At 70.6% G+C, this 26,729-nt stretch carries 25 protein-coding genes and 1 pseudogene; 13 read left to right on the top strand and 13 right to left on the bottom strand.

Annotation, left to right across the window (positions count from 1 at the left end; translation table 11 throughout):
- Positions 1-25: 25 nt before the first annotated feature.
- From HS104_24025 to HS104_24015, 3 genes are read right to left on the bottom strand one after another with little or no spacing between them, the layout of a single operon-like run.
- A complete protein-coding gene (locus HS104_24025; GenBank protein ID MBE7483029.1) occupies positions 26-1,240 on the bottom strand; it encodes a hypothetical protein in 1,215 nt (404 codons plus the stop codon).
- Positions 1,237-1,623, bottom strand: a complete 387-nt coding sequence (locus HS104_24020) for a hypothetical protein (GenBank protein ID MBE7483028.1) — start codon at positions 1,621-1,623, stop codon at positions 1,237-1,239. The genes HS104_24025 and HS104_24020 overlap by 4 nt, the downstream gene beginning before the upstream one ends.
- On the bottom strand, positions 1,623-2,711 hold the full coding sequence (locus HS104_24015) for a hypothetical protein (protein ID MBE7483027.1): 1,089 nt from the start codon (positions 2,709-2,711) through the stop codon (positions 1,623-1,625). Before HS104_24015 ends, HS104_24020 begins: the two co-directional genes overlap by 1 nt.
- Before the next feature lie 333 nt (positions 2,712-3,044).
- Between HS104_24015 and HS104_24010 the strand changes: the two genes are divergently transcribed.
- Together HS104_24010 and HS104_24005 are read left to right on the top strand one after the other, a co-directional pair.
- Positions 3,045-3,851 carry a hydrolase gene (locus tag HS104_24010; GenBank protein MBE7483026.1) on the top strand — a complete coding sequence of 269 codons (807 nt, stop codon included), beginning with the start codon at positions 3,045-3,047 and terminating at the stop codon, positions 3,849-3,851.
- 17 nt (positions 3,852-3,868) lie between these two features.
- Entirely contained in the window at positions 3,869-5,212 is a 1,344-nt protein-coding gene (locus HS104_24005) for an NAD-dependent epimerase/dehydratase family protein (protein MBE7483025.1), read from the top strand.
- Positions 5,213-5,455: 243 nt separating this feature from the next.
- Here HS104_24005 and HS104_24000 read toward each other — a convergent pair whose 3' ends face one another.
- Positions 5,456-6,073 carry a DUF924 domain-containing protein gene (locus tag HS104_24000; GenBank protein MBE7483024.1) on the bottom strand — a complete coding sequence of 206 codons (618 nt, stop codon included), beginning with the start codon at positions 6,071-6,073 and terminating at the stop codon, positions 5,456-5,458.
- Between the two features lie 129 nt (positions 6,074-6,202).
- Between HS104_24000 and HS104_23995 the strand changes: the two genes are divergently transcribed.
- The 4 genes from HS104_23995 (at position 6,203) to HS104_23980 (ending at position 9,767) form a co-directional block, all read left to right on the top strand.
- Positions 6,203-7,579 carry a 4Fe-4S binding protein gene (locus HS104_23995; protein ID MBE7483023.1) on the top strand — a complete coding sequence of 459 codons (1,377 nt, stop codon included), beginning with the start codon at positions 6,203-6,205 and terminating at the stop codon, positions 7,577-7,579.
- Positions 7,576-9,015, top strand: a complete 1,440-nt coding sequence (locus HS104_23990) for a 2-oxoacid:acceptor oxidoreductase family protein (GenBank protein ID MBE7483022.1) — start codon at positions 7,576-7,578, stop codon at positions 9,013-9,015. The genes HS104_23995 and HS104_23990 overlap by 4 nt, the downstream gene beginning before the upstream one ends.
- Positions 9,016-9,093: 78 nt before the next feature.
- Positions 9,094-9,354, top strand: coding sequence for a CopG family transcriptional regulator (locus HS104_23985; protein ID MBE7483021.1), 261 nt, complete (start codon positions 9,094-9,096; stop codon positions 9,352-9,354).
- On the top strand, positions 9,351-9,767 hold the full coding sequence (locus HS104_23980) for a PIN domain-containing protein (protein MBE7483020.1): 417 nt from the start codon (positions 9,351-9,353) through the stop codon (positions 9,765-9,767). The genes HS104_23985 and HS104_23980 overlap by 4 nt, the downstream gene beginning before the upstream one ends.
- Positions 9,768-9,775: 8 nt before the next feature.
- Here HS104_23980 and HS104_23975 read toward each other — a convergent pair whose 3' ends face one another.
- The 7 genes and pseudogenes from HS104_23975 to HS104_23945 form a co-directional block, all read right to left on the bottom strand.
- Positions 9,776-11,632, bottom strand: a complete 1,857-nt coding sequence (locus HS104_23975; protein ID MBE7483019.1) for a glucosyltransferase-I — start codon at positions 11,630-11,632, stop codon at positions 9,776-9,778.
- 41 nt (positions 11,633-11,673) lie between these two features.
- Positions 11,674-12,030, bottom strand: a complete 357-nt coding sequence (locus HS104_23970; GenBank protein MBE7483018.1) for a hypothetical protein — start codon at positions 12,028-12,030, stop codon at positions 11,674-11,676.
- 1 nt (position 12,031) lies between these two features.
- Complete coding sequence (locus HS104_23965) at positions 12,032-12,505, bottom strand: hypothetical protein (protein MBE7483017.1); 474 nt, start codon at positions 12,503-12,505, stop codon at positions 12,032-12,034.
- A gap of 487 nt (positions 12,506-12,992) precedes the next feature.
- Positions 12,993-13,178 (bottom strand): annotated as a pseudogene (locus tag HS104_23960) (hypothetical protein).
- A gap of 428 nt (positions 13,179-13,606) precedes the next feature.
- Complete coding sequence (locus tag HS104_23955) at positions 13,607-14,131, bottom strand: hypothetical protein (GenBank protein MBE7483016.1); 525 nt, start codon at positions 14,129-14,131, stop codon at positions 13,607-13,609.
- Positions 14,128-15,303 (bottom strand): DUF3570 domain-containing protein, encoded by a 1,176-nt coding sequence (locus HS104_23950; GenBank protein MBE7483015.1) that lies wholly within the window; start codon positions 15,301-15,303, stop codon positions 14,128-14,130. Before HS104_23950 ends, HS104_23955 begins: the two co-directional genes overlap by 4 nt.
- A 27-nt stretch (positions 15,304-15,330) precedes the next feature.
- Positions 15,331-15,726, bottom strand: a complete 396-nt coding sequence (locus HS104_23945) for a hypothetical protein (GenBank protein MBE7483014.1) — start codon at positions 15,724-15,726, stop codon at positions 15,331-15,333.
- 129 nt (positions 15,727-15,855) lie between these two features.
- On the opposite strand from HS104_23945, the gene HS104_23940 reads away from it, so the two are divergent.
- The 6 genes from HS104_23940 to HS104_23915 all read left to right on the top strand — a co-directional run bounded on the left by HS104_23940 (position 15,856) and on the right by HS104_23915 (position 20,876).
- Entirely contained in the window at positions 15,856-16,731 is an 876-nt protein-coding gene (locus HS104_23940; GenBank protein ID MBE7483013.1) for an NAD(P)-dependent oxidoreductase, read from the top strand.
- A gap of 14 nt (positions 16,732-16,745) precedes the next feature.
- Positions 16,746-17,573 carry an endonuclease/exonuclease/phosphatase family protein gene (locus tag HS104_23935; GenBank protein ID MBE7483012.1) on the top strand — a complete coding sequence of 276 codons (828 nt, stop codon included), beginning with the start codon at positions 16,746-16,748 and terminating at the stop codon, positions 17,571-17,573.
- Positions 17,570-18,502, top strand: a complete 933-nt coding sequence (locus HS104_23930) for an acyl-CoA dehydrogenase family protein (protein ID MBE7483011.1) — start codon at positions 17,570-17,572, stop codon at positions 18,500-18,502. The genes HS104_23935 and HS104_23930 overlap by 4 nt, the downstream gene beginning before the upstream one ends.
- A gap of 39 nt (positions 18,503-18,541) precedes the next feature.
- Complete coding sequence (locus HS104_23925) at positions 18,542-18,853, top strand: polyhydroxyalkanoic acid system family protein (GenBank protein ID MBE7483010.1); 312 nt, start codon at positions 18,542-18,544, stop codon at positions 18,851-18,853.
- Positions 18,854-18,986: 133 nt separating this feature from the next.
- Positions 18,987-19,436 (top strand): cytochrome c nitrite reductase small subunit, encoded by a 450-nt coding sequence (gene nrfH / locus HS104_23920; protein ID MBE7483009.1) that lies wholly within the window; start codon positions 18,987-18,989, stop codon positions 19,434-19,436.
- A 12-nt stretch (positions 19,437-19,448) separates the two neighbouring features.
- A complete protein-coding gene (locus HS104_23915) occupies positions 19,449-20,876 on the top strand; it encodes an ammonia-forming cytochrome c nitrite reductase subunit c552 (GenBank protein MBE7483008.1) in 1,428 nt (475 codons plus the stop codon).
- A 3-nt stretch (positions 20,877-20,879) separates the two neighbouring features.
- Here the strand turns inward: HS104_23915 and HS104_23910 are convergent, their stop codons facing one another.
- Positions 20,880-22,553: an amidase gene (locus HS104_23910; GenBank protein MBE7483007.1), complete on the bottom strand. Its 1,674-nt coding sequence runs from the start codon at positions 22,551-22,553 to the stop codon at positions 20,880-20,882.
- A 104-nt stretch (positions 22,554-22,657) separates the two neighbouring features.
- Here HS104_23910 and HS104_23905 point away from each other — a divergent pair, with 104 nt between their 5' ends.
- Positions 22,658-24,274, top strand: coding sequence for a protein kinase (locus HS104_23905; GenBank protein ID MBE7483006.1), 1,617 nt, complete (start codon positions 22,658-22,660; stop codon positions 24,272-24,274).
- Positions 24,275-24,320: 46 nt separating this feature from the next.
- On the opposite strand, the gene HS104_23900 is transcribed toward HS104_23905, so the two are convergent.
- The gene (locus tag HS104_23900) at positions 24,321-26,717 is read right to left on the bottom strand and encodes a DUF4388 domain-containing protein (GenBank protein MBE7483005.1); all 2,397 of its coding nucleotides are present in this window, start codon (positions 26,715-26,717) and stop codon (positions 24,321-24,323) included.
- Positions 26,718-26,729: the final 12 nt, after the last annotated feature.

Genomic DNA, 26,729 nt, shown 5'->3' with positions numbered 1-26,729 from the left:
GCCCGGTCGTGCGCCCGGTGTTCACCTACTTGGTTGCTTTCATGATCGTGCCGTTGTTCATGCTGGCCCAGTAGACGTGCGTGGAGTCCGTGGCGATGGCCTTCACTCCGCCTTGGCCGGTGGCGATGGTCGTCTTGTTCGTGCCGGTCTTCGTCGCCGACTGCACGCCGGCGTAGCTGCTCCAATACACGCCGGCAGCGTCGACGGCGACGCCGTCGGCGGCGAGCAAGCCGCTCGCGACCGGTGAGCCCAGCTTGAGCGACGACTTGTCGGCGATGTGCACCATCGTGGATGTCGTCCAGACCACCGAATCCGCGTCGACGGCGATGTCGCCCACGCTCGACGCAACCGCGATTGTCTGGGGGAACCCCCCGCCGTAACTGCCCTTCTTGAGCGCGATCTTCTCGGAGAAGAACAGGTTGAACTCGTCCGCCACCATCGGCGAGCCGGCGGTCCCAGGTCCGTAGATCGAGGTCGGACTAGTTCCGTCCTTGTTGGCGCGCGTGACGCTCGTGCCGATCACCCAGACGAGCCAGGTGGAGCTCACCGCGATCGAGGTCCCGCCCGTGGTCGACAGCGTCTGCTTGCCGGTGCCGTCTTTGTTCACTTTGACGACGCTCGGCGGCGAGTTGGCGAGGTAGTAGACGCTGGTCGCATCGAGCACGAGGCGCGAGGGCGAGTCGCCGTGCACGAGCGTGGTCACGCTGCCGCCCGCTTTGGGCACCGAGCGCACGCCGGCCGGGTTTCCCGAGACGAAGAACACCGTCGTCGCGTCGAGCGCGAGGTCGGTGACGATCCCTTGTCCGTTCGCGAGCTCGGTGCAGCCGACGCAGATCGGCAGCGCGGCGTCGCCGGCGTCCGCCCCTGCGTCGACCGCGGCGGCGTCGCTGCCGGCGTCGCCTGGCGCGCCGCCCGTCGCTGCGCCTGCTGCGCCGCCCGTCGCGCCGCCCGAGCCTGCGGCGGCGTCCGCGCCGCCCGCGCCCGCCGCGCCGCCGGTCACGCTGCCCGCCGCGCCGCCGGCGCCGCCCGAGCCGCCGAGCGCTCCGCTGCCTCCGTTGCTCGTGCCTCCGGCGCTCGTACCCCCGCTGCCGCCGCCGCCGCTCGCCGCGCCGCCGAGCGCGCCCGACCCGCCCGTGCCTGCGCCGGCGGCTCCACCGCCGCCCGCGCCTCCGGAGCCCTCGCTCGCGCAAGCCGCCGCCAGCAACGAAACCGCCGGAAACACGACCCAAGCCCGTTTCATGTCGGGATGGTACCGGTGGCGAGGCGCTGGTCTCCCCTGAAAGTAAATGAAGATCCCACCAGCAGGCGCAGGCCGGACTCGTCGTGGATGAAGCGAGCCCGGCCGGGCTCCTGGGCGACGACCGGGCGCGGCGGCGCGTTGCCGCGATCGGCTCGGGGCAAGGCCCGCTCTGCGAAGCGCTGCTCGAACCCGTCGCGGAGCAGCTCGGAGGCCGGCGGCACCGTGGGCGCGGGCGGCGCCCGATCCGAGCCCGCGTCGAACACCGGAGTGGGTTCGACGGCGCTGGGCTGGGGGACCGGCGAGGCCGGGGGCGGGTTGGGCGCGCTGGGCGGCGGCGGCGTGCCGCACGCGAACGCCACGAGCGCGAGGACGAGCGCCCGCATCACGGCATCGGGTGGTCGAGGAAGAACTTCATCACCGCCTCGCCCCACTTGAAGGGCGAGCTCTGGTTGCACTTGAACGAGAAGACCTGGCCGGGCTGGCCGCTCGGGTCGGTGCTGCCGGGGTAGCAGTGACCCTGGATCAGCGTGGCTCCGGTGTAGTCGTGCTGGAGCATTTCGAACACCGTGCCCTTGGCGTTGGTGTAGCGGTCCCAGAGGTGCATCGCGTCCGAGGAGACCGGCGTGCCCTTGGTCATCCCGAGCACCTGGATCACGGCGTCGCGTGAGGCCTGCGCGGTCGAAAACGCGACCAGCGCGTCCTTGGTGCCGTGCATGTAGAGCATGGGCATCTCGCGGGTCGGCGCCTTGCCCTTCGAGAAGCAGCCCTCCTGCGCGGACTGACCGAAGGCGGCGGGAGCGGCGCTGGCGATCACGTCGGAGTGATCGCAGATGAAGCGCCAGGTCATGTCGCCCCCCTGGGAGAAGCCGGTGAAGTGCACGCGCTTCGCGTCCACGTGGAAGGCCTTGATGGTGCGCTGCATGAAGTCGAACACCTTCGGGTCGTCGTCCGCGGCCACCCAGCCGGAGAGCGGCGGGGCGGGGTCGGCGTTGGGGTTCACGACGATGAAGCCGTTCTGCGCGCCGAGCGCCACCAGGTTGGTGTTGGCGTCCTCCATCTTCCCGCTCATCGAGAAGCCGTGGACGTCGAAGATGAGCCCGCAGGCCTTGGTCAGGCAGGCGGGCGGGACGGACATGTTCCACTTCAGCCCGCTGCAGTCGAAGACGTGGTCGGGCTTGGCCGTCACGTCCTTGATGCAGTCGTCGGCCACCGGGGCAGGGAACGCACCGCCGCTGCCGCCGCCGCCGCTCGCGCCGCCGCCGCCGGACGCGCCGCCGCTCGAAGTGCCTCCCGAGCCGGCGCTGCCGCCGCTCGAAGCGCCGCCGGAGCCGGCGCTGCCGCCGGTCGAGCTGCCGCCCGACCCCGCGCCGCCGCCGCTCGAAGCGCCGCCAGTGCCTTTCTTCTCGTCGCCGTCGTCGGACCCGCAGGCCACGACGAGCGCGATCAGCCCCACACCTAGCCAGCCTCGCATGCGCCGAGGTTAGCGCGTTTCGCGCGTGCCGAGGCGCGCTACAATCCCTCGACCATGGTGCGGCTCTCGCTGGCCTCGGGCCTCGCTGGCCTGGGCGTCGCGCTCGCGGCGTCCTGCGGCTCGGACAGCGCCGAAGACACGGGCTTCAGCGCCGGCAACGACGCCGCGGCGGACGTGTTCCTGGGCAGCGACGCCATGATCTGGCCCGACGCGGACCCGAGCCCCGACGCGGGTCCCGGACCGAGCCCCGGCTTCGACGCCGGGGAGGCGGGCAGCCCGGCGCCGACGTGCAGCGGCAAGACCGGCGACAAGGGCAGCGGCATCTCGCTCAGCATCCAGAGCGGGGGCCGCACGCGCACCTCGCTCCTGCACGTGCCGGACAAATACGACCCGGGCAAGGCCGCGATGCTGGTGCTGAACTTCCACGGCTTCATGTCCGCGGGCTGGCAGCAGGCGCTGCTCACGCGCATGAGTCAGGAGAGTGATCAGCGCGGCTTCATCGTGGCCTATCCCGAGGGAGTGGCGGCGAGCTGGAACGCGGGCGCCTGCTGCGGCACCGCGTGGACGGACAGCGTGGACGACGTGAAGTTCGTTCGCGAACTGCTCGACGAGATCGAGGGCAAGTGGTGCATCGACAAGAAGCGCATCTACGCCACCGGCATGTCGAACGGCGGCTTCTTCTCCCACCGGCTGGCCTGCGAGGCTAGCGACCGCATCGCCGCCGTCGCTCCCGTGGCCGGCGTCCTCGGCGTCGACCCGGCCAAGTGCAGTCCCTACCGCCCGGTGCCGATCTTGGACTTCCACGGCACATCCGACGGCATGGTGCCCTACAACGGCGGCACGCCGCTGGTGCCGCAGCTCGGTCTCGGGCTGGTGTTCCGCTCGGTGCCGGAGACGATGGAATTCTGGCACAAGAAGAACGGCTGCTCGACCTTCGAGCAACAGTTCTACGCGAGCGGCGACGCCACCTGCGTGAGCTGGCCGGACTGCAAGGGCGGGGTGGGGACGGCGCACTGCAAGATCGACGGCGGCGGCCACACCTGGCCCGGCGGCATCGCGATCCCGGCGGGCAAGACCTCCACGGACATCAGCGCCACGACCACCATGCTGGACTTCTTCGAAGCGCACCCGATGCCTTAGGCTGATAGGGTGCGAGCGTGAAGGTCGTCGTCACGGGTGGGTCCGGCCAGCTCGGCTCGCTGGTGCTCGCGCGCCTGGCGCAGAGCCGAAAGGTGAAGCGCATCGTCTCGCTGGATCTCGTGCCGCCCAGCATCCCGAGCGCGAAGCTGGACTGGAAGATCGCCGACCTGCGCGATCCGGGCCTCGACCGCCACTTCGAGGGCGCCGACGCTCTGATGCACTTCGCCTTCGTCGTGGCTCGCCGGACGCCGCGCGAGGTGATGTATGCGGTCAACGTCGAGGGAAGCCGGCGCATGTTCGAGCACGCCCTGAAGGCCGGGCTCCGAACGGTCGTCTACAGCTCGTCCGCCTCGGCTTACGGCAACCCGCCGGGCCGCACCGGGCCGCTGACGGAGAGCTCGCCGCGCGTGCGCTGGACGGAGCTGCCCTACGCCGCCGACAAGTTCGACGTCGAGGCCTTCCTCGACGAGCTCGAGCCCGCGCACCCGGAGCTCCGCGTCGTGCGGCTGCGCCCGGGTATCCTGGTCGGCCGGCGCATCGCCCACGATCTGGGCCGCTCGCTGGTCTCGCGCGTGTTGGTCGAGGTCACGCCGGCGCCGATGCCGCTGGTGTGGGACGAGGACGTCGCCGACGCCGCGATGACGGCGCTCCTCGGCGACGCCCGCGGCGCCTTCAACCTGGTGGCGGACGAGCAGAAGTCGCCCGGCGAGCTGGCCCGCGCCACCGGCTTCCGGCTGATCCGCGTGCCGCGGCGGGCGTTCGCCGTTGCGGCGCCGCTGCTCGGCAAGCTGAGTAACACGGACGCGTCCTGGTTCGAGGCGGTGGACGCTCACTTGCCCGCGTCGTCCGAGCGTGCGAAACGCGAGCTCGGCTGGTCGCCCCACTGTCCGACGGTGACGGAGGTGCTCCGCAACTTCGACGCCGTGACGCCACGCCGGCTCGACCGGCGACTCGCGGTCTACTTCCGCCTGGTGGACACCCTCGGCCGGCGGGTGCCGCCGAACCTGCCCGACGACGCGAGGCGCGTGAGCCTCGACATCCACCTGGATCTCACCGGCCCTCGCGGCGGCGACTTCGGCTGGCACATCCACGAGGGCAAGGTGCGCCTCTCACCCGGCATTCCGCGCCCGCCCAGCGCCAGCATCACGCTCTCGCCGGAGACTTTGCTCGCGCTCCTGACCGGGCAGGACGACCTGTCCACGGCGCGGATGGCCGGTCGCGTGCGCGTGAACGGGGAGCCGACGGCGGGACTGGCGTTCGCCGGCATGATCACCGTGTTCCGCAACAACGCGCGAAAGTCCGGCCTCGAAGGCGCGGTCGCGCGCCGCCTCGAGCGCTGGTTCTCCGGAGAGAAGGGCTAGGGGGTGTCCCTAGTTCGGTGTGCGACCGAGCGGCTCGATTCGCGCCGCTCGGCGGTCAGCCGAGCCCCGGAATCACTTGGACAGTCTGGTCATGATCAGATCTCGATCCGCCAATGAGGCGTGAGTGCGAAGACCGGCCGGGGCCGGCGCCGGCCGTTTCGACCAAACGGAAGCGTCGCGTGGCGCTTGCTGCCGCCAGCGGAGCGCGAATTAGGGACACCCCCTAGCGCGGGTGAGCTCGGGTCAGAACCCCGATCCCGGCTGCTTCAGGAACTCGAGCTCCTCCGGCGTGGACGCGCGGCTGAGCGTCACGTTCCGGTGCGGGAAGCGACCGAAGCGTGCCACGATGTCGCGGTGGCGGCGCGCGAAGTCGGCGCCGCCTTCGAAGCGTTTCCGGAGCCCGGGCTCGCTCACGAACTGCGCGAGCTCGTCGAACAGCTCGACGCAGCGCTCTTGCAGCCCGAGATCCTCGGCGTGCATCAGCGGCATGATCAGGAAGTAGGCCTGCATCGGCCGGAGCGTGCGGTGCTCGCCGGCGTCGAGCCCAGCCACGGCGAGCGCGGCCGCCTTGTCGTCTTGCGCGAAGCTCTTCGGGTCGCCCCGGTACAAATTGCGTGAGAGCTGATCGAGCAGGATGACCAGCGCGACCCGCCCGCGGGGCGTGGCGGCCCACGCGTCGAGCTCGCCCCGCGCTGCCCGCTCCGCGAGCGCGCCGAAGCGCTCCCGGAGCTCGGCGTCGAAGCTCGGGTCTTTGCGCCAGTAGCGGGCGAAGGTCTCGTCGGAGACGTCGCCCGCGGGATCGGCGTCGCCGCCCAGCCAGAAGCTCAGCACCTCGTCGATTTCGGACATGACCGGAGTCATGGAGCAGTCGAGGGCTGGGCGGAAGACAGCAACTTTTGCGGACGCCCGAAGGGAGCACCAGGCCTAAGCTCGAAGCAACGATCCAGCCCGGGGCGTGTGCCGATTGGAGCCGCTCCGAAGGGAGCTGCCATGGCCAAGGAAAGACCCGAGGTCCTCATCACCTCCGAGCTGTGCAAGGGGTGTGGGCGCTGCATCGAGGCGTGCCCGAAGCATGCCATCGCGCTCGGGACCGACATCAACCAGACGTCGGGCCTCATCCCGGTCCACATCGACTACGAGATCTGCAACCACTGCGGCCTGTGCATCAGCGCCTGCCCGGAGCCCTACGGCCTGGGCCACGAGGTGTACGAGCTGGAGCACCCGGCCCAGCTGTTCGGCGAGAAGGCCCCGCGGCCGAAGCCCGAGAGCGTCCCCTCCCGGCGCATCGCCCTGCCCAAGGTCGAGCCCATGGTGCTGAAGGGCAACCACGCCGCGGCGGTCGGGGCGCTGCTCGCCGGCTGCCGCCACGTCTTCGGCTACCCCATCACGCCCTCGACCGAGGGGGCCGAGCTGCTCGCCAAGCTCCTGCCGAAGCTGCACGGCGTGTTCCTCCAGGCCTGCAGCGAGGTCGCCACCGTGAACCACATGTACGGCTGCGGCGGTGCGGGCCTGCCGACCATGACCTTCACCAGCTCCCCGGGTTTCAGCCTGATGCTGGAGGGGATCTCCTACATGATCGGCGCGGAGCTCCCGGCGGTGTTCATCAACGTGATGCGCCCGGGGCCGGGCCTCGGTTACATCGGTCCGGAGCAGGCCGACATCAAGCTCGCTTGTCGGGGGCTCGGTCATGGCAACACCCACGCCATCGTGCTGGCCCCGACCTCGCCGCAGGAGATGCTCGATCTCACCCTGGAGGCCTTCGAGCTCTCGTTCAAGTACCGGAATCCGGTGGTCGTCGCCGCCGACGGCTTCCTGGGTCAGATCACGGGCCGGGTGACCTTGCCCGACTACATGGTCGAGCCGGGGCTGCCCGACTGGGCGGTGTGGGGTGACGCCGCGCACGCAGGCAACCTGAACAGCTCCATCTTCCAGGACTGGCACGACCTCGAGCAACACAACGAGAAGATCAGCGCCAAGTACCGCGAGATGCAGAAGAACGAGCAGCGCTCCAAGGGCTACCGCACCGAGGACGCGCGCACGCTGGTCGTCGCCTGTAACACCCCGGCGCGCATGTCGAAGGCGGCGGTCGAGAGCTTGCGCCGCGAGGGGCGCCCAGTCGGGCTGTTCCAGCCCATCACGCTCTGGCCCTTCCCGATAAACGACCTGAAGCAGCTGCTCGGCCACGTCGACCGCCTGGTGGTGGTCGAGGCCAGCGACGGACAGCTGGAAGACGAGATGCGCCTGGCGATGCAGCACGCTGGAATCCACGGCGTGGACATCCACCACCTGCGCCACATGGGCGGGATCCTGCCGGCAGCCAAGGAAGTCTACGACACCGTTCGCCCCCTCACGGAGGTAGTGCAATGACCACCGGCTCCGCCTTCTTCGAGCACTTCGATCGTCACGCTCACGGCAAGGGCCTGAAGGGCGCGACCACGCACTACTGCCCCGGCTGTGGCCACGGCCTGGCGCACAAGTACCTGGCCGAGGCCCTGGTCGAGCTGGGCGTCCAGGACCGCACCGTAATGGTATCGCCGGTCGGCTGCGCAGTGTTCCTGTTCTACTACTTCGACACCGGCAACACCCAGGCCGCCCACGGGCGCGCGCCGGCGGTGGCCCTGGGCCACAAGCTCGCGAACCCGAGCTCCATCGTCGTCTCCTATCAGGGCGACGGCGATCTGGCCTCCATCGGCCTGGCGGAGATCATGCACGCGGCGCAGCTCGGCATCCCGATCAGCGTGGTGTTCATCAACAACGCCATCTACGGCATGACCGGCGGCCAGATGGCGCCGACCACGCTGATGGGTCAGTGGTCGAGCACCACGCCGGAGGGTCGCGGTCCGATGCAGGGGCCGCCCATGAAGGTGAGCGAGGTGATCGCCCAGCTCGACGGCGCGATGTACGTGGAGCGCTGCGCGCTGTTCGACCAGAAGCAGCGGAAGCGCGCGAAGGTCGCGATCAAGAAGGCGCTCCAGCTCCAGGTCGAGGGTAAGGGCTTCGGCTTCGTGGAGATCCTCTCGGAGTGTCCGACCCACTGGCGCATGACCAGCCAGGAGTCGGAGGCCCACGTGCGTGACGTGCTCACCCGGGTCTACCCGCTCGGCGTGGTGAAGGACGCGAGCCGCGAGGCCTGGTTCGCCCTCGAGAAACCGAGCTTCGACGCGGGGCAGTTGCTCGAGGTGGTGGACGCCGGGCGCGAGCCGCCGCCGACGTTCTGCAAGAAGTTCCCGGAGCACTTCGATCCGGTGGACGTCTCGATCAAGCTCGCAGGCTCCGGCGGCGACGGCGCGCAGACCGTGGCGCTCCTGGTCACCAAGGCGGCCATCAACGAGGGCTTCGACGCGACCCACATCCCGAGCTACGGGCCCGAGTCCCGCGGCGGCACGAGCTACGCCGACGTACACATCGCGAAGGAAGAGGTGCTCTCGCCCGGAGCGCCTTCGCCCCACGTGCTCATCGCCTTCAACGCGCCCAGCCTCGACAAGTTCTCCGAGACCGTGCGCCCCGGCGGCGTCGTGATCTACGACTCGAGCGTGATCTCGCACCAGCCCAAGGTCGCCGAGGGCGTGCGCGTCATCGCGGTGCCCTGCGCCGCCGTCGCCCAGAGCCTGGGCAACGTCATGGTCAAGAACGTGGTCGCCCTGGGCGCGCTGCAAGAAGCCACGAAGCTGCTCGAAGAGGAGTCGTTCCTCACCGTGCTGCGCCGTAGCCTGAAGAGCAAAGCGGCGCTCATCCCGCTGAACGAAGAGGCCTTCCGCTGGGGCGTGAAGGCGGTGCGCGAGGGGATCGAGAAGCTGGATTGAAGCAGGCGGCCTCGGGCACCATCCCTCGGCTGGTACCTTCCGATTGACGTGCGGTCCCGCGCCTGTCATACATCTCGTATGACGGAGTCCCGTATCAACGCTCGACTGGATCGCGCGACGGCGAGGAAGCTCGCGTTGCTCAAGCGCCGCACGGGTCTCACCACGTCCGAGATAATCAGAGATGCCTTGGAGAAGCTGTACCAGGAGGTCGGCGCTCCCAGTGCGGCCGCGGCGATCCTGGAGCGGAGCGGCTTCATCGGGTGTGCGGCCGGGCCCGAGGATCTGTCGGCGAGCTACAAGCGTTTGCAGGGGGAGACTCTGAAGCGGAAAGCAACATGATCATCGCCGACACGGGGTTCTGGCTCGCGCTGGCAAACTCCCGCGATCGGCATCACCAGGCCGCCAAGCGCGCGCTCACGAGCCTCTCCGAGCCGCTGATCACGACCTGGCTGGTGGTCGGTGAGACGTGTCACCTGCTCGCGACTCGGCTGGGCGTCGACGCGGAGCTGGCGTTTCTGGACGGCGTCGCTCGAAAGGCGGTCGAGATCTTCCCGCTGTCGGTCGATCATGTGCCGCGCGCGCTGGAGCTGGTGGAGAAGTACCGCTCGCTTCCCATGGACCTCGCGGACGCGTCCCTCGTGATCCTCGCCGAGGAGCTCGGCTCTGGACGGATCCTGTCGACCGATCAGCGTGACTTTCGGACGTATCGGTGGAAGTCGCGCAAGCCCTTTCAGAACCTGCTCGAGCTCTAGAACGCCCTCTACTGCTTCCCCCGCCCGCGCCGGAGGATCGTCCCGTCCCAGCCCACCGCGAACACCTCGTCGGCGGCGCTGCCCCAGACTCCGGTGAGCACCAGGCCGCCGCGCTCGGTCGAGGTCTTCCAGGTCGCGCCGTCGTAGTGCATGACGATGCCGCCGGCGGCGACGGCCCAGACGTCCTTCGGCCCGCTGCCCCAGACGCCGTGGAAGATCTCCTTCTTCGCGGCGATGGCGCCGAGGCCTGCCGTCATCGGCTTCCAGCGCGCCCCGTCGTAGTGGACCACCGTGCCGTCGTGACCGACGGCGAAGACGTCCTTCGGCCCGCTGCCCCAGACCGCGGTCAAGATGGCACGGGTGCCGCTCTCCTGGGGTTTCCACGCGGCGCCGTCGAAGCGGAGCACCGTGCCGCCCTCACCCACGGCGAAGAGCTGCTCCCCGGTGCCCCAGACCGCGTTCAGGAAGACCTGCGTCCCGCTCGGCTCGCGTCTCCAGGCGCCGCCGTCGTACCGGATGATCGTGCCGCCGCGGCCCACGGCCACGGTCGCGCTGGGTCCGCACCAGACGCCGCCCAGGACCTCGGTCACTCCGCTCGACTGGCGCTTCCACTCGTTGCCGTCGAAGTGCAGGACGGTGCCGCGCAGGCCGACGGCGAACACGTCCTTGTCGCCCCGGCCGGAGACCGCGGCCAGGTACTCCGTGGAGCCCGACGGGCGCGTGCTCCACGCGGCCCCGTCGTAGTGCAGCAGCGTGCCCCTCTCGCCCACCGCCCAAACGTTCTTCGGGCCGGAGCCCCACACACCGAGCAGGCGCGCGTAGGTGGGGCTCGGGTAGCCCTTCCAGGCGCCGCCCTGGAGGTGGAAGGTGCGGCCGGCCGGACCGACGACGATGACCTCACTCTTTGGCGAGTGCCAAAGCCCGCCGGTCTCGCCGACCGGCAAGCGGCCCTCTGCGGTCCAGCGCTCGCCGTCGAAGCGCGTCAGCTGACCGACGTCGCCGACCGCCCAGACTTGCTTCGCCCCGCTGCCGAAGAGCGCGCGGCGGCTCTCGACGGTGCCCGAGGCCATGGGTTTCCAGCCCTGTCCCTGGTTGCGGTACACGGGATCGCCGGGCGTGCCCACGGCGAAGACGTCCTCGAGGGAGCTGCCCCAGATCGCGCGCAGGTAGGGCGTGGTCGAGATGCTCTCGTTCTTCCACCCGCTGCCGTCGTTACGCACCACGGCGCCATTGCGTCCGATGGCGATCACGGTGTTCCCGGCACCCCAGACACCCTTGAGCTCGAACCCGGCGCCGGTCTCCTGACGTTGCCACTCCTTGCCGTCGAAACGCAGTGCGAGCCCGTCCTTGCCGACGGCGTAGACGTTCTTCGAGTCGAGCGCCCAGATGCCGTTGAGCCCGAAGTCGGCGCCGGTCTTCTCGGCCTGCCAGCGCTTGCCGTCGAAGCGCACCACCGTGCCTCCGTCGCCCGCCGCCCACACGTCGTCCGGGCCGGTGCCGGAGATGGCGTTCAGCGTCCTGTGCGTGCCGCTCTCCTGGTACGCCCACGCCTTGCCGTCGTGGACCAGGATGGTCCCCGCTTTGCCCACGGCGAAGGCGCGCTCGCCCTCGCCCCACACGCCGTACAGGTTGTTCCCTTGCGGCAGCGGGCTCTGCCAGCACCAGCCGTCGTCCACGCAGAGCGGCTCGGCGGCGGGGAGCATCGCGAGGGCGACGGGCTGCGAGCCGGGGACCTCCGACGGGGGCGCCGCCCTGGCCGAGGCGGTCGCGACCGCTTGCGCGGACGGTGCGGCGTCCGGCGTCGCTCGCTCCTGCGAGGGCCGGCAAGCTCCGATGGCCAACGCCACGAGATACACGTGCCTCATCGCCGCGCAGCGTAATACGAGTGCTCGGCCCTCGCGAGCAGCTACCGCCCCGCCATCCAGGTGCCGTACTCGTGAGCCACGGTGTGGCCGAGCGCGCCGACCAAGGCCAGCAGCGTGACCGCCGCGAGCAACCGGTACAGCCAGGCCGGCGGCCCGGCGTCCCAACCCGCGCCGAGCTTCCGCAGGAGCGGGAGGGCGACCGCGAGCGCGAGGGCCCCGCCGCCCAAGGCGACCAGGGAGCGTCCGTACCAGCGCATCGCCACGCCGGGCAGCGGATCCCAGCGCCACACGCGCTCGACCGGGTAGTAGATGGGGGCACGCGGATCGAGCACGTAGAGTGCGGAGGTCACCACGATCGCCGCGCACAGGCTGATGGTCAGGGCCTCCTTCTGGCGCATCTCACACGCTCCGGATGGTCCCCAGGTACCAGCCCACGCAGGCGTTGTAGAACAGCACCAAGAGCACCACGCTCGCGAGCCCGCCGACCAGCAGGGCCTCCGGTTTCTGCTTCAGGTCGAGCGTGCGCGACAGCAAGAAGATCGCGAGCACCGGGATCAGCACGATGCTCGCGGCGTGCTCCTTGATCTCGAACAGGCCCGTGGCCCAAGGGTAGGTCTTGTCCAGGAGCTCGGCGCGGACGCGCACGCGGAAGGTCGGGTAGATGAGCGTACCGAGGGTGAACGTCGCCAGGTAGGCGAGCCCCAGCACCGTGGCGTGGGTGCGGACGCGCGGGTCGTGGCGTCGCCGCACCAGCCGCAGCAGCAGGTGGACGCAGGAAGCCAGACTGGTGATCCCTGCCACGAAGTGCAGGAAGTGCAGCGGTCTTACCAGAGACTCGAAGGCGACCATCTCGGGGCACGAGTGCAATAGCACGGCCGGCGCGCGGGTGAACGAATCAAGGTGCCCACAGCTGGTGCTCGAGATCGCCGTGGCACTTGGACTCGTTGCAGGTCGGCTTGTGCTCCTTGTCGCTGGGCATGATCTTCTCGCCCAGGCTGCCGCGCATACGGGTCTCCGTGGTGAGCCAGCTGACGCTGGGTGCGCCGGCGGCCGGGATGGAGAAGAAGCCGTTCTGGTCGGTGCAGGTGATGGCGAAGGCCGTTCCATCGCGGACGGCGACCTCGATCTTGGGGGCCGGGTTCTTGCCGCCCCACTCCCAGATCATGCCGGCGATGAAGAACGCGGTCGCGGGACCGGCCGCGCCGTGGCAGTCCTCGCAGCCCTTGCTCTTGTAGGCGGAGTGATCGGCGGGCGCGGGGTTCGGGGGCGCGCAGCCCTCGACGTAGTCCGCCTCCCAGAACTCGATGCAAGGCGCGCTGCTGCCGCCGCAGCCGGCGGTGCCGCCGTCGCCGGCGGTACCGCCGCTGCCGCCGCTGCCCCCGAGGCCACCGCTGCCGCCGAGCGGAGCGCCGCCGCTGCCGCCGCTGCCCCCCGAAGCGCCGGTGCCTCCGGCGCCGCCGCTGCCCCCGCTTCCCCCCGAGCCGCTCAGGACGAAGCCAGGGGGCCTCGCGAGCACCGCCGCCGCGTTGCACGCTGCGCCGTCCACCGCGCCTTCGAGCCAGGAGACGAAGCAGCGCCTGCCGAGGGCGTCGAGCGCCTCGCCGCCCTTGTGACTCTCGAACAGCCGGCCCTTGCGCACCAGCGTCAGGCGCTCCGGATCGCGACCACCGTCCTGGAAGACGGCGGCCAGGATCTCCGGCTCGAGGGCGAGCACGGAGACGTAGTTCGCCTCGGCCTCCGCCGGATCCGCGGTCTTGCGCGGTACGCCCGGAACGTCGCTCGGATCCAGGCGCAGCCCCATGGAGCCGTAGAGGCGCAAGCTGCGACCGGCCTGGCCGTGGCAGTCGAGGGAGCCGCAGCGCGCGTGGAGCATCTCGCTCACGCGGTGGAAACCCTCGGGGCTCGGCGCGTCGAACGTCTTCTGCTCGCTCACGACCGAGCAGGCCGCGACGACGAGCAAGGGTCCGAGCCGCCTCATGGGGTCGGCTCCTTGCACGAGTCGCGGCCGGACACGGGTTCGTCGTCCCGCAGGTACACGCGGAACGTTCGGCTGGGGCCGGCCGGATCGAAGTGGCACGCCGCGCAAGACCTCTCGCGACGGATCGGGGTCTTCATGCAGCGCCGCTCGTCGCCGTACTCGAGCCTCACCCAGAGCGGGAACTCGAGCTCGAGCGCGCCCTCTTCCAGGAAGAAGGTGCCGACCTCGTTCGTGCCGACGGTCTGCTGCCGGCCCTTCGAGTCGAACAAGCGCACCGTCACGCCGGGCAGACCCTCCGGCGAGTCCTTCTCGGCGTACACCGTGCCGGCCAGATCGAAATTCGGCTCGGCGCGCCCACCCTTGGCGTGACAGTACGTGCACGGGAAGCCCGCGCGGTGGAGCGGGCCTTCCTCGTAGGGTCCAGGATCCGGCCCGAGCGCCTCGGCCTTGGCGTCGAGCGCCGGATCGCGGCAAGCGCTCGCGGCGAGCACGGCCGGAAGGAGCAGGAGCCAGCGCTTCACTCGAACCTCGCGCTGAAGCCTGCCACGGCGAGGCCACTCCAGCGATGGTCGATGTAGAGCGCGTCGCGGAACTGCGTGTAGGCGCCGTCGAATTCCAGCGTGGCGCTCAGGCTCCGGGGGGTCGGCGACCCGAGATCGAAGCGCAGCCCCGGACCGGCGGTCGCCGTCCAGAACGGGGACAGCTCTCGGTCTCCGCTGCGGTGCTCGGGCACCACCACGCTGCCGGCGCCGATGCGGCCGACGTACGCGCGGCGCCAGAACGTGGCGGCCGACTGATCGTGGAAGCGGAGGTGCGGCCAGACCGACCAGCGGCGCGAGAGCTCGAACACCCACTTGACGTCGGTGGTGGTGGCCAGGAGCCCCCAGCTGTCCAGGTAGGCCCGGTCCCAGAGCGTCAAGGTCGAGCGCGCGAAGCGGTGCGCGAGGCGCGCGCTCGCGGCGTAGCGCTGCCGCGTGTCGGGCAAATGCTCGGCGACGCGCCCGGGCAGGCGCAGCTGGTTCACCTCGTCGATCGAGGCGCCCACCGGGACGCTCGACGCGACGGCGGCGTCGAACAGCGGCAGCCAGCGGTAGGGCTTCTCCTGGCGCCCCGACTCGAAGTGAACGTCGAGCGCCGGCGAGAGGAGCGTGGCAGGTCCGACTACGATCTCGGCGCGGGCCGCGAGCTGGTGGCGATCGGCGCGCAGCGCGTAGACGGAGAACGGCGTGCCGGTGCGCCCCGCTACGGCGTGCTCGTACACGTAGCCGAGGGACAGCACCAGGTTCTTGCGCGCGAAATCGTGGCTGCCGGTGGCGCCCGCCGCGAAGGAGGTGAAGTCCGGCTCGATGGACGTCGCCAGGCTCGCCGACACGGCAGCCGCGCCGGGCTTGTAGCCTCCGCTGAGCGCGCCGGCGTGCCGGACCTCGAACCAGCGCGGGCTCGCCGCCGAGACGATGTCCACCGACGCCGCCGAGACGATGTCCACCAGGTAACTGCCGCTGGCGTTCCAGCCGGCGCTTGGCTCGCGCGCACTGGCGTGAGCGGACGGCGTCAGCGCCCAGACGTGGTCGGTGTCGAGGTAGCCGGCGACCTCGCCGCCGGTCTCCCAGCGCACGCCCGGCTCCGCGGTGCCGGTTGCGCTCGCCAGCGCAAGCGTGGCGAGGAGACGAATTGAGAGCTGGCGACGGAGCACGGGCCAGCGAACGCTAGCGCAGCCGGCTCACTTTTTCACGGGATCGCAGCCCCAGCGCACGTCTTCGACCTTCCAGGCCTGCTTGCAGCTGGATGCCGACATCGTGACGCTGTGGCTCTCGTTCGAGGCGAGCTCGAAGCGCTCGCTCTTGGCGCTGGTGGACTCGGGCTTGCCGTCGTTGTCGGCGCACTTCACGACCCAGCTCACCTTGCACGCGAGCTTCATGCCGCAGCTCGACTCGATGTCGAAGGCGATGCCCCTGTCGATGTCGCTCTTCTTGAAGCCCAGGCAGCTCTCGGCGGTCTCCTGGGCGTGGGCCACGGCGACGGGCAGGCCCGGGCTGGTCCAAGGCTCGCCGGCCGGCAACGAGAGCGCCCCAAATGCCCCAAAACCGAACACGAATGCCAGCGCACGACGGCTCATCGCCTGCTCCTTCTCTGGGCCATCGCCCGAACCGCCACCCGACGCGGCGGATTGTGGGGAGTGACAGCGGCCCGCAGCGGCGGGTTCCCGGATTTTTTTCCGGGCCCCGCCCAGGCTAGCCTCCTGGCCGTGTCGAGCCTGCCTCGCGTCGCGTTTCTGGGCCTGGGAACCATGGGGGGCCCGATGGCCCTGCGGCTCGTGCGAGCGGGCTTCCCACTGGTGGTCTGGAACCGCAGCCCCGAGCGGAGCGCCGTGCTCGGCGCGCCGCGGGCGGCGACGCCGGCAGAAGCCGCGGCCGCTGCCGACGTCATCTGCAGCATGCTCACCGGAGGCGAGGCCCTGGAGAGCGTGCTGTTTGGCCCGAGCGGAGCGGCGGAAGGCGAGATCGCGGGCAAGCTCTACGTCGATTTCTCGACCAGCGGCCCCGTCGCGGCCCGCGCCGCAGCCGCTCGCTTGACCGAGCGCGGAGCGCGCTTCGTGGACGCGCCGGTGAGCGGCACTCGAGGTCCGGCAGAGCGCGGCGAGCTGGTGGTGCTCGCGGGAGGCGACGCGGCCGACGTCGCGGCGCTCGCGCCTGTGTTCGCGGCGGTCGGAAGGCGCACGCTCCACGCGGGCCCCGTCGGCGCGGGCCAGGCGCTGAAGGTGGTGCTGAACGGCCTCGGGTGTCAGCACCTGATGGCGTTCGCGTCCATGCTGCGTCTCGGCGAGCGCGCGGGGCTCTCGCGGGAGGTGCTGGTCGCGGCCTTCACCGAGGGGGCGTTCGCAACGCCCGCGTACCAGGGCAAGCGCGAGCGGGTGCTCGCACGCCGCTACGACGATCCGGACTTCGTGCTCGAGCTGGTGCTGCGCGACGCGGAGCTGTGCGCGGAGCTCCAGCAGGAGCTCGGCGCGGTGATGCCGACGCACGCCGCGGCCCGCGCCGAGGTCGGGCGCGCGGTGGAGGCCGGGCTCGGATCGAAGGACCTGTTCGCAGTCGAAGAGCTGTACGGGAGGGACGAGGAATGACCGAACGCTTGCGCATCGCCACCCTCAACATCTGGAACAAGTCCGGACCCTGGCCCGCGCGCGCGGCGCTGATCCGGAAGCAGCTCGCGGCGCTCGCGCCGGACGTGCTCGGGCTCCAGGAGGTGCTGCGTCTGGACGAACCGGCGCCGGACGCGGAGAGCTGTCAGGCCGTCGAGCTCTGTGAGGGGCTCGGCTTCGAGCTCGCGTTCGCTCCCGCGATGCACTACGGCGCCGGGCTCTCGTTCGGCAACGCGCTCGCCAGCCGTCATCCCATCATCGAAGAAGCGCACTTCGCCTTGCCCGGGGCGGATCCGGGCGAGGCGCGCGTGCTCCTTTACGCGCTGGTCGGAACGCCGCACGGGCTCTTGCCGGTCTTCGTCACCCACCTGAACTGGAAGCTCCACCACGGCAGCGTTCGTTTGCTCCAGGTACGCTTCATCGTCGACAAGATCTTCGAGCTCTGCCCGGTGGACGAGAGCCGGCTGCCGCCGGTGCTGATGGGCGACTTCAACGCCGGGCCCGAGTCGGACGAGATCCGCTACCTCTCCGGGCACGCGACGGTGGAGGGCAAGAGCGTGTATTTCGCCGACGCCTGGCTCCACGGCGGTGACGGTCCGGGCTACACCTTCGACCGCAAGAACCGCTTCGCCGCTCTGGCCCACGAGCCGCCGCGGCGCATCGACTACGTCTTCGTGCGCGGTCCGGATCGGGGCTTCCGCGGCGAGCCTCTCGAGACCCGGCTCGCCTTCGCCGAGAGCGAGCCACACCCCGAGGGCGAGCTCTGGCCGAGCGACCACTTCGGCGTCGTGACGGAGATCGCGGCGACCCGGCGGGAGCAATGACTCTCGCTCCCGCGACCGACACGGCGATCCTCGAAGCGTTGCTCTCTGCCGAGCCGGTGCTGGCGGCAGACCTGCCGGAGTGGTGGCAGAGGTCGGCGGGCGCGCGCCACGCGGCGCTGGGCATCGATCGCGCGTTGCTCGCCGGCGTGACCGCCGATCGCCTGGGCTTCGCCTTTGCCGGTGGGTACGACGCGGCCCTGCGAGCTCTCTTCACGGGGCTCGACCCCGTGCCAACTTGCCTGTGTGCGAGCGAGGAGGGCGGCAACCACCCGCGCGCCATCCAGACCCTGCTCGAGCCCCGCGGGCAGGGCTTCGTGCTCGACGGAGAGAAGCGCTGGGCGACGCTCGGACCGCTGGCAGAGCAGGCGCTGGTGGTCGCCAAGACGGGCGAGCGCGAAGGGAAGAGCCAGCTCGTCGTGGTGCGCGTCGCGCTGCCGGGGCAGGGGATCGAGGTCGCCGCCATGCCCGAAACGCCCTTCGTGCCCGAGGTCCCGCATGCGACGATCCGGTTCCGCGACGCGGCGGTGGAGGCGAGCCAGGTCTTGCCCGGCGACGGGTACGCTCGGTACCTGAAGCCGTTCCGCAGCATCGAGGATCTGCACGTCCATGCGGCGCTGCTCGGCTACCTGCTCGGCGTCGCGCGGCGCTCGGGTTGGCCGGCCTCGCGGGTCGAGCGACTGCTCGCGCTGGTCGGCTCCGCGCGCGACCTTCGCGATCGGGATCCGCTCGCGCCGGCCACCCACCTGGCGCTCGCGGGCCTGTTGGCCGAGACCGAGGCGTTCGTCCAAGACGCGGAGCCCCTCTGGGCGCAGGTGGACGCCGCCGAAGCGCGGCGCTGGGAGCGCGATCGGCCGCTGCTCTCCGTCGCCGGCAAGGCCCGGCAGGCCCGGCAGAAGCGCGCGCGGGAGCACTTCGGGCTCCCGGAGTGACTGGAAAACGGCTGCGGCTTGGGTTAGGTGGTGGCGCCCATGAAGCACGTCGTGCACCACGGTCTGGGATTCGACACGGCTCGCAAGGTCGCGGACGCGGCGTTCGCCTCGTACAAAGAGCGCTTCGCGCAGTACCACCCGGAAGCCCGCTGGGTGAACGACCGCCGCGCCGAGATCCACTTCAAGGTCAAGGGCATCGGGCTCACCGGAACGCTCGAGGTGGACGAGCGCGACATCGCCATGGACCTCGACGTCCCGTTCATGCTGCGGCCGTTCAAGGGCACGGCCATCAAGTTGATCGAAGAAGAGATCGACAAGTGGGTCGAGAAGGCGAAGAAGGGCGAGCTCTGACACCTTCGGCGCCCTGGCACCGGTGCACCCTCGAGGCGCGAAACCCGAGACGGGGCGCGTCCAGGACGCGGTCTGCACATTCCCCATCGTGCTTCCCAAGCCCGCACTCGGCCGGCACCATCCCTGCCGAGGGATGCGCTTCTCGCTTTGGAACGTGCTCGCCGCCGCACCCGGCGTCGCGCTGGGCTTGGCCCTCTACACCTTCGGCTACGCGCGGGGCTACTCGTATTTGCTCGACGACTCGGCGGCGTGCGCGAATTGCCACGTCATGCGCGAGCAGTACGAGAGCTGGCTCAAGAGCTCGCACCACGACGTGGCCAGCTGCAACGACTGCCACACGCCGCCGGGGACGCTGGGCAAATACGCCACCAAGGCGCTGAACGGCTTCAATCACTCGCTGGCGTTCACGACCGGGCGCTTTGCCGAGCCCATCCGCGCCAACGCGCTGAACCAGCGCATCGCGCGCCAGGCCTGCTCGAAGTGCCACGCCTCGATCGTGGAGTCGATGCACGCCTCGAGCCCGAACGAACGCGATCTCGCCGACTGCAAGCGCTGCCACGGCTCCGTGGGCCACCCCGACTGACGAGGAGGAAGCATGGAGGAGAAAAGATCGCGCTGGAAGCTCGTGACGGTGTTGTCGGTGGCCGCCTTGGCCAGCGCCGGGCTGGCGGCTTTGTTGGTCAACATCTTCGAGAAGAAGCAGGAGGCGAAGAACCCGTTCTTTCGCGTGGTCGAGCTCGACGACTCGGTGGTGGATCCGGCCGTCTGGGGCAAGAACTTCCCGCACCAGTACGACGGCTACCGCCGCACCGTGGATCAAGTGAGGACCCGCTATGGCGGCAGCGAGGCGGTGCAGCGCTCGCCGACTCAGGCGGACCCGCGCTCCGTCGTCGCGCAGTCGCGGCTGGAGGAGGACCCGCGCCTGAAGGTCGTGTGGGCCGGCTACGCCTTCTCGCACGACTTTCGCGAGGAGCGCGGGCACGCGTTCATGCTGGTCGATCAGCGCTACACCGAACGGCAGGCGTTCGCCAAGCAGCCCGGCACTTGCCTGAACTGCCACGCCTCGACCCACGCGCTCTACACCAAGCTCGGCGGCGGGGACGTGGCCGCAGGCTTCGACGCGCTGAACCGCATGCCCTACGCCGAGGCGACCAAGCAGGTGGAGCACCCCGTCGCCTGCATCGACTGCCACGACGCGACGACGATGCAGCTCCGCCTGACGCGGCCAGCGTTCGTGGCCGGGCTCAAGGCGCTAAAGGCGCGCGAGGGTGTCCCGAGCTACGACCCGATGCGCGATGCCACGCGGCAGGAGATGCGCTCGTTCGTCTGCGGCCAATGCCACGTGGAGTACTACTTCAAGGGCGAAGGCAAGACGCTCACGTACCCGTGGAGCCGCGGCCTCAAGGCGGACGAGATCCTCGAGTACTACGAGGCGGAAGGGTTCACCGATTGGACCCATGCCCAGACCGGCGCTCGCGTGCTCAAGGCGCAGCACCCCGAGTTCGAGATGTTCAGTCAGGGCACGCACGCGCGTGCGGGGGTCGCCTGCGCGGACTGCCACATGCCGTACACCCGGGTCGGCTCCTTCAAGGTGAGCGACCACCACGTGCGGAGCCCGCTCCTGAACGTCTCGAACGCCTGCCAGTCCTGCCACCGCGCCTCGGAGAGCGCGCTCCGGGAGCGCGTCGAGACCATCCAGGAGAAGACCCACGGCATGCGCGACCGCGCCCTCGACGCCCTGGTGGCGTTGATCCGCGACATCGAGGGCGCCAAGCGGGCCGGCGCCACCGACGAGCGCCTGGCGCCGGCCCGGCGCCGGCAGCTCCGGGCGCAGTTCCTCGTGGACTTCGTCGAGGCCGAGAACTCGATGGGCTTTCACGCCGACCAGGAGGCGATGCGCGTGCTCGGGCTGTCCCTCGACGAGTCGCGGTTGGGTCAGCTGCTGTGCCGGGACCCGAGCTACACGGAGGGCGCGGCACCGCCGAGCTCCGCGGACGCCGGGGCCGGCGACGCGGGGGACTGAGGCTCACGCCAGGAGGTCGATACCCGCGCGCGGGCGCTCCACGTGGGCGACACCGATGCGCTCGAGGTGGCCGAGCACTTGCAGCACCGCGGCCTCGTCCCAGGCGTCGCCGACGATTTGCAGCCCGATGGGCAGGCCGGCGGAGTCCATGCCGATCGGTGCCGTGCCCGCCGGGCAGCCGGTGAGGTTGCCGACGAAAGCGAAGCGGCAGGCCGCGTCGAGGGCGAGCGGATCGACGAAGCCCTCGCTCGCGTCTCTGTCGCTGACCGGCGGCGCGGTGGTCGCGGTGGTCGGCAGCGCCAGCACGTCGACGTTCGTGAGCAGCGAGGCGACCTCGCGCCGGAGCTCAGCGCGCAGGCGCTGGGCGTCGATGTAGTCGTCGGCGCGGAACGTCTCCAGGTTGGTGAGCAGCATCTGAAGGTCGAGGCCGAGCTCGTCCATGTGATCGCGGCGCACCTCTGCCAGGTTGGTCATGAACTCGAGGCCGATGGTCAGGTAACCGATGGCGGCCGCGTGCTTGGCCAGCCGGAAACCGACGGGGACCAGGGTCGCGCCCTCCTTCTCCAGCGCCCCGAGCGCCTCGCGCCCTCTCTGCCGGACCTCGGGGCTCGCCGCGGCCCACTCGTCTTCGTCCACGCCGACGCGCAGGCCGCCGACCCCGCGCCCGATGGCCTCCACTAGCTCGCCGGGGTCGAGCGGGGGCTGTATCTCCGAAGCGGGATCGCGCGGATCGGCGCCGCTCGCCGCCTCCAGAAAGACCGCCAGGTCGTGGGTGGACGCGCCCAACGGGCCCAGGTGGACCACGCTCGAGCCACCGGGGACGCCGTGTCCGACGACCGGCACGCGGCCGTAGGTCGGCTTGATGCCGAACACGCCGTTGTACGCGGCGGGGATGCGGATCGAGCCGCCGCCGTCGGCGCCCAGCGCCACCGGGACCACGCCCGTCGCCACGGCGACGCCGGAGCCGCTCGAGCTGCCACCGGGCAAGCGGTCGCTCTGGTGCGCGTTGCGCGGCATCACCCGGTGAACGTTCCCGCCGAGCGGGGACATGCCGTACTCGGTCATCGGCGTCGTTCCCAGGATCAGCGCGCCGGCGTCGCGCAAACGGCTGACTGGAACGGAGTCGGTGCTGGCCGCCGTGCGCGGCAGGAACGCCGTGCCGACGCGCGTGGGCAAGCCAGCGACGTGGATCTCCTCCTTGATGGCGATCGGCACGCCGTCGAGCGGTCCACGAAGCTCCCCTCGGGCACGTCGCTCCACGCTCTGGCGTGCGGCCTCGAGAGCGCGCGCTTCGTCGCGATCGAGCAGCGGTCCCAAGCTCGGAGTGCGCGCGGCGAGGCGCTCTGCGGCGGCGAGGGCCCGCACCACGAGCTCCTCGGAGCTGACGCGCCCCGAGGCGAGCGCGCGCTGGCAGGCGTCCGTGGTGCGCGGCCAGTCGCCGACGGTCGGGATGCCGAGGCACTGCGACTCGCGCCGGTGCTCGCAGCGCGCCACGATGGGGGCCAGGTCGAACGGCAGCTCACCGCGCGCGTCGGCCCCGAGGGCGCGGATGGCATTGATGCCGAGCTGCTCGCGGAGAATTTGCGCAGTGGCGTGCTTCGCGGGCGTATTGCGCACCAGCGCGACCAAAGTCCGCAGGGCGCGGCCGCTGATCCGGGTCGGAGGCAGCTCGAACATGCTCCGGATGCTAGTCGGGAGTGTCTCGTTTTTCACCAACGCCCGCGCCGGCCCCTGCTGCTCCGGCTTTCCTGTCCCGAGCGACTCTACTATCGTGAGGTCGGATGGGCGCAGAGGACGTCTTCGGCATCGTCGGCACGACGCAGGCGGGGGCGTACCAGGTCGAAGGTGTGGTCGCCGAGGGCGGGTTCGCGGTGGTCTACCGCGCCTACCACAGCGCGTTCCGGGCTCAGGTCGCGCTCAAGTGCCTGAAGGTCCCGGAGTCCCTCGGCGCGCAACACTACCAAGAGTTCCTCGAGCGCTTCCGGGAAGAGGGCGAGCTCCTGTTCCGGCTGTCGAGCTCGACGCCTGCGGTGGTGCGGCCTTTGCACGTCGGCATCCTCGAGGGCGTCAGCCGCTTCGTGCCGTTCATCGCGCTCGAGTGGCTCGAGGGTCAGACGCTGGACGCGCTGATCGAGGCGAAGAACCAGCGCTTCGAACCGCCGCTGACGTTGAAAGAAGCCGTCCGCTTGCTCACCCCCGTGGCCCGGGCGCTCGAGCGCGCGCACCACTTCCCCGGGGCCGGTGGCGAGGTCTGCATCCTGCACCGGGACATGAAGCCGGAGAACGTCTTCGTCGTCGAGCAGCACGGGCAGCGAAGCGCCAAGATCCTGGACTTCGGCATCGGCAAGGTGAAGAGCGTCGCCACGCAGATGGTCGGACACCAGTCCACCCAGGGCGACGGCATCGTCGCCTTCACGCCAGCCTTCGGGGCGCCCGAGCAGTGGCTGCCCAAGCGCTTCGGTCAGACCGGGCCATGGACGGACGTCTGGGGTCTGGCGCTGACCCTGCTCAACGCCGTCACGGGCCGGCCGCCGATGGAGGGCGACCAGGCGGCGCTGCTCGGCTCGGCCATCGACCCGGGCCGTCGCCCCACGCCCCGGACCGAGGGCGTGGACGTGCCGGATGCCGTCGAGCGCGTGTGCGCGAAGGCGGTCGCGGTCGATCCTCGCGACCGGTACCAGGACGTCGGGCAGTTCTGGACGGATCTGCACCGCGCTGCCGGAATGCAGGAAGGCGTGGTGACCATTCCGCCGCCGGCAGCCGGTCCCTTCGCCGGGCAGCAGGGCCTGTTGGTATCGATGAAGCCCGATCCGATGGCGGCGACTCGCGTCGCCGTGAGCGGGCCGGCAGATCTGCCTCCGCCGCGGGAGCCGGCGCCGAGCCTCGAGGTGCCCGATCTGGACCTCGGCCTCCCGCCAGCCAAGAAGTCCGCGGCGCCTCGCAACGCCGAGCCGCAGGCCCCCGCCAAGATCACCGTGATGCGCGAGAACGACGGCGCGCCCGCTGCGCGCCCGACCGCTCCACGGGCTCCGGCCAGCATCGACATCGCTGACGAGATCGGCCCGCCGGACCGCATGGCCTCCGCACCGAGCCGTCAGGGCCACATGGATGGCATCGGCCTCTCGCCCCGCGCGCCGCCGATCCGCAGCGCGCCGGCGCGCTACGGTGCGATGGACCCGCTGCCGGGCGCGAGCACCCGCGAGCTCAAGGACCGCCTGCGCGGCCCAATCCAGCTCGTCGCGCTCGGCATCGCGGTGATGGCCGCGGACTTCGCGTATTCGCAGTACAGCGGCGAGCTGTTCTCGGTTGGCCCGGTGCGCCCGCTCTGGGTGGCCGGACCGCTGGTCATCGCGGGCATCGCGCTCGCGCTCGTGCGCTTCGTGCAGAACGCGCGCTGAGTTGCAGGCGGCCCAACTCCGTTGCCGAGACCCGCAGCCGCAGCCGCTACGCCCCCCGATTCTTCTCGTCCAGTCGCCGCAGGCCTTCGAGAATCACCATCTCGGGGCTGGCCTGAATGGTCGTGGTCGTGGGCTGGAAGCTCGGATCGAGCGCGAAGCTGCCCTGGTCGAAGGTGAGCATCTCGTAAACGGCTTCCTCGCCTGCCAGCTCGTCGAGCAGCGCGTGCACCATCCGGCCCTCCTGGAAGTGCAGCTGTCCCTCCCGGCCCGACGACTTCACGCTGACCTTGCCGCTCTTTCTGCCGTGAAAGAGGATCTGCATCAAGTCCGGCAACGCGAGGTCCTTGAGCGAGCCCGCGACGCCCGCGGCGACATTGTCCGAGCTGTTCTTGCGGGGCGCCGCCGCCAGGCGCCTCAGCTTACCGGCGAGCACGTCGCCGGTGGTCGGCTTCACCACGTAGTCCTGGGCGCCCAGGCTGAACGCGCGGTCGACCGCTGCCGCGTCCGAGTTCTTGGCGACGAACAGAAAAGGCACGTTCTTGGTGCTCTCCGAGCGCCGCAGTCGCTGCAAGAGATCGAAGCCGTCGAAGGGCTGGAGCTCGACCTCCGAGAGCACGTACCGGAGGTTGCCAGCCTCGGCGAACTTCAGCGCCTGATCGGCAGCTCGCGTCACCTTCACGTCGAAGCCCTGAGCCACCAGGCGGAGCTCGAGGATGGTTGCCTCTTCGGGATCCGGCTCGACGATCAGCACCAGTGGCTTGTCGTCGCTCAAGCGGCGGCGCAGGTCCTCGCCCACGACCAGCTGCGACAGGAGCTCGACCAGATCGGGGTCGAACAGCGAGCCGGCGTACTCGTCGAGCACCTTGTGAGCTTCTTCGTGCGAGAGCTCCTTCCGGTACAGGTTTCGGGGGTTCAGCGTGAGATCCGAGTAGGTGTCGCAGAGCGCGAGCACGCGCGCGGAGAGCGGGATCGACTTGCCGGCCATGCGCCCCGGGAACCCGCTGCCGTCGAAGCGCTCGTACATGGAGCTGACCGCGGTGGTCGCTTCCATCGGGAGCCCGACGCTCTCGACCAGGCGCTGCGGAGTGTAGACCAGCTTGAGGGCGGCGCGCCGGTGGGTGTCGTACTGCGCCACGTTGAGCGGTGTCAGGTGGTACGAGATGGGCTTGCCCAGGTCGTGCAGGTTGGCGGCGATGGTCGCGTTCATCTGAGCGACTTCGTCCAGACCCATCCGCTCCGTCATCATCTTGGAGAGGCGCGCCACCGACGCGGAGTGCCCGCGGAACTCGTCGCGGCTGTTCTCGTTCAGGGTGACCAGCACGTTCAGGAGCTCCGCCAGGTCGCGCAGGCGCTTGTCGCGGACCTCGGAGACCGGGCCGGGGAAACCCGAGGGAACGAAGCGCGGCGCGGGTGCCGCCGTGCCCGATTTGCCGCTCGGGTGGGGCACTGCGGGTGGCTTGTACGACTCCCGCGCAGGCGGAGCGTCCGGTACCGGCACGACATGATGTGACGGCTCGGCGGGCTCGTGCGCCCCGAATGGCTCCTGGAGCGAGCCGAAGTGCGGCTGCTGCGGAGCGGAGGGCTCCGGCTGCGGCGTCGTGCCGAACGCGGCCCGTTGCGGAGTACCGAACGTCGGTGGGTGCGGCGTACCGAACGCTGGTGGTTGCGGCGCGCCCGTGGGCGCCCGGGGTTGCGGCGCCGGCCGCGGCGCCGGCGCTCGGAACGCCTCCGGCGCCTGCGGTGCGGTCAGCTCGAGCATCGGGGGCGGCGGCGGAACGTCCCGGGGCACTGCGGTCTCCCGCGGCGCGGCGGCCGTGGGCACCGGGGTCACGAAGTACTCACCGCGGGGGTGTACCGGAGCGGGCGGCGCGGGCACGGGCGCGTGCTGGGGCGCTGCGGGTCCGGGGCGTGTGTCGGTCGGACGTCGAGGTTCGGGCTCGAACGCGTTGCCGAGCATGAACGAGTCCGACAAGAGCGAGGCGAACGGATTCGTCTCACCCCGGTACCACTTGGCGATCGCCGCCTTCACCGCCGCCGGTCGCGCGATGTAGGGCTTCACCTCGCGCACGCGGATGGCGATCGAGAGCTGCTTCTTGTACTCGGGGTCACCGGCGTCCGGGGAGACGATGCTGAGCGTGTCGGTGTCCGGCTCGTAGCGCACCGGGAAGGCCAGGAGCTTGTCCGCCACGCGCTCGGGCAAGAGGCGCAAGGCCTGGTCGGTGACCTGTAGGCGCGCCAGCTTGGCCGTCGATACGAACTGAGTGCGGCAGCGCTCGGCCGCGAAGCGCAGCAGGCGGTCCTCGTCGATGGCCCCGATGCGCAGCAGGGCCTCCTCCATGCGCTCGTTGTAGAGCTGCATGGCTTGCACCGTCGCGGAGAGCTGCGCCGCGGTGATCAAGCCCTCGGCGCGCAGGCGTTCTCCGACCCAGGTGGGAGTCCACATTCACACCCATTT

It is taken from the genome of Polyangiaceae bacterium, from assembly GCA_015075635.1.
Lineage (GTDB): Bacteria > Myxococcota_A > Polyangia > Polyangiales > Polyangiaceae > JADJKB01.
The sequence above is the reverse complement of the archived record's forward strand: the minus strand, read 5'-3'. Positions and strand labels throughout refer to the sequence as shown.